3 protein-coding genes are annotated in these 2959 nt (G+C 71.0%); all 3 read right to left on the minus strand.

Annotated features, from left to right (window positions below):
• The coding region (locus tag I5I_RS14190; RefSeq protein WP_036321204.1) for a Dyp-type peroxidase at positions 1 to 1172 on the minus strand (1172 nt) is incomplete at its 3' end.
• Complete coding sequence (gene efeO / locus I5I_RS14195; RefSeq protein WP_036321206.1) at positions 1169 to 2398, minus strand: iron uptake system protein EfeO; 1230 nt, start codon at positions 2396 to 2398, stop codon at positions 1169 to 1171. The genes efeO and I5I_RS14190, both read right to left, overlap by 4 nt.
• Positions 2395 to 2959, minus strand: a 565-nt coding sequence (locus I5I_RS14200; protein WP_036321208.1) for an FTR1 family protein, incomplete at its 5' end; no start/stop codon positions are given. The genes efeO and I5I_RS14200, both read right to left, overlap by 4 nt.

Here is a 2959-nt window from a genome sequence, read left to right on the forward strand (position 1 = left end):
AACGTTGGTCGCGAGGAAGACAGGCCGGCGTCGAGTCGTCCGAGATCGGTCTTGCCGTCGACGTAGTTGTAGCCGCGGCGCAGGATCCGGATGCCCTTGTTGAGGTCGGGGTGCGCGAGGCGCACGTGGCTGCGCGTGTCGATGGCCGGTTTGCCGGTCGCGCCGACGGCGGAGAAGTCCGGGGCCGTCTGCTCCTGTCCGCCGGACAGCGGTGCACCGTGCGCCTTGTCGCGTCCCGTGATGCGCTCCTGCTCGCTCAGACGCACGCGATCCCACGTCTCGATGAGCATCGCGATCTTGCGCGCCACGAGATAGGAGCCGCCCACGAGCCAGGCCGGTTCGTCGCCGTCGCCGACCCAGACGTGCTGATCCAGCGCCGCCTGGTCGTCGGCGAGGATGTTGGCCGTGCCGTCCTTGAACCCGAAGAGGTTGCGGGGCGTGGCCTGATCGGCGGTCGTCTTCGACGTCTTTCCGAAGCCGAGCTGCGACCAGCGCAGCCGTGCTCGGCCGAAGGCGATGCGGCTCAGATTGCGGATCGCGTGCACGGCGACCTGCGGGTCGTCGGCGCAGGCTTGGATGCACAGGTCGCCGCCGGTGTGATCGGGCTCCAGGTCGTCGCCGAGAAACGCCGGCAACGCGGTGAGCAGGGCGGGCCGACGGTCGGCGAGTCCGTAGCGGTCGGTGCCGTCGACGGCCGTGAACAGGGTCGGTCCGACGCCGAACGTGATCGTCAGCCCGTTCGCGGCAAGGCCCAGCGCCTCACCGGTGTCGTCCGGCGGCGCCTCCGGCGAGCCTCCCACCGCGCCGCTGGCCGACACATCGAGGCCCTGGGTCATCCGCGCCGCCGCGTAGGACCAGTCCTGGAGAAGCTCGATCAGATCCTCGCGGGTGGTCCCCGCCATCATGTCGAACGACGCGAAATGCAGATGGTCCTGCACGGGCGTCGTGATCCCGGCCTGGTGCGCGCCGTAGAACGCGTAGGGCGACGCCGCGCCGGCGGCGCCGCGCGTGCGGCCGACGGCGACGCCGGCCGCCGCTCCGGCTCCGGCGCCGACGGCGAGCCCGGCCGCACCGACACCGGCCGCGAGGCCCAGCAGGCCCCGTCGGCTGAGACCGGCGCGCGGCGCGGGCTCGAGGCGGTCGCCGCCCGCGAGAGGTCCGTCGGTGCTCACTGCAGGATGGTGGACGTCAGCTTGGACAGCGGCTCGGCCAGCGCGTTGATCAGGTCGGTGAGCTCGCGCTTGTCGGCCTCGCTGAGCTGCCGGTAGTTCACGAAACCGGCGCTCAGCGAGCCGTGGCGCGCGAGAGCGGCCTCAAGGGCGGCGTAGCCGCTGTCGATCCGACCGGCGAGCTCCGTTCCGGTCGCGCCGGAGGAGACGGCGAAGTCCTTGACGAGCGAGAACGCCATCTTCGATCCCTCGACATTGGCCGCGAAATCGTACAGGTCGGTGCCGCTCCACCAGTCCTCTTCGCCGCTGATCTTGCCCGTGGCCACTTCGTCCAGCAGAGAGATCGCGCCGTTGGAGATGCCGCCGATGCCCTGCGCGTCGAGCGCCTTCTGGAACTCATCGCCGTGCACGTACGCGTTGAGCTCGCCCACGTCGGCGATCAGCTTCGCCCCGGAGGTCGCGCGCTCGGCGGGCGTCGAGGGCGCCCAGTCCTTCCACGCCGGGGTTGACCCGTCGGAGTTGAGGGCATCCTGCGCCGGAACCCAGAGGTCCTTCTCGATGCGGTGGAAGCCCGTCCAGTCGAGTCCCTCCGCGACGGCATCCACCTCGCGGTAATCGATGCGGGGGTCGAGATCGCCCAGCGACTCCGCCACGGGTTCGATGCGCTCGTAGAACGCACGCGTGGTGGGGAAGAGGCTCCGCGCCTTCTCATCGTCGCCGGCCTCGTAGGCGCTCACGAAGGCCGCCACGGCCGGGACGAGCTGTTCGACCTGATCCTTGACGAACGACGCGTACAGATCGACGGCCTTCTGTTTCTGCGCGGCGTCGTCGCCCGTGGCCGTGACGGCGTCGCCCGTGACCGTGAAGGCGGTGCGTCCGATGCCCTCACCGACCATGCCGGGCTTGCACAGGGTGACGTAGTCACCGGGCTGGGCGACGACGGTGAGGGTGCGTGAGGCGCCGGGGGCGATGTTCTCGACCTCGCCGACGATGCGCAGACCGTCGGAGGCGAGGAGATAGAACTCCGTCACCTGCGAGCTGGCGTTGGTCACCGCGAACGCGAGCGTGCCGCTGGTGGCGGTCGCGGTCGACACCGTGCACGCCGTGTCGGTGGAGGTGACGGTCAGGGCGTCGGACGCGGCGACGTCGGTCTTGGCGACGCAGCCGGCCAGCACGAGGGCGGTCGCGCCGAGCGCGGCGACGGCTCCCCAGGTGCGTGTGCGGGTCATGATGCTCCTTGGTGGTGGGAGAGGTCCGCGTGGTGCGGAACCGACGTGAGGGGTGCGGATGCCGAGGCCCGGGCGGGCCGGCGACCGAGTCCCCGGACGAAGAGGGTGCCGACGACGGCCATGTACAGGGCCCAGGCGATGACCTGCAGCCACGACATCTGCGGCATGAAGCCGACGGTGGCCTGCAGGATCGCGGCCAGGGGGCTTCCCGGCGGGATGGCGGTCGAGAGGTCGAAAGCCCAGCCGAAGGGGAAGCCGGCCGCGCCGACGGCGACCGTACCGCCGACGAGTGGCGCCAGGGCGGAGAACGGACCGGGAAGGGCGCCGGCCTCTTGCAGATCGTGGATCGCGTACGCCAGCACCCCGGCGGCGACGATCACGAGGAATCCGCCGGTCCAGCCGAAGAAGACGCGGAGGTCGAGTCGCACCATTCCCCGGGCGAGGAGCCCGCCGAGCACGACGGCGGCGGCGAGGCCGAGCAGTGCGCCCAGAAGAGCCGACGGCGTGTCGCCGAAGGACTGCACCATCGACCACAGCAGGAGGGTCGTCTCGATGCCTTCG

Source organism: Microbacterium sp. B24 (assembly GCF_000333415.1).
Classification (GTDB): Bacteria; Actinomycetota; Actinomycetes; order Actinomycetales; family Microbacteriaceae; genus Microbacterium.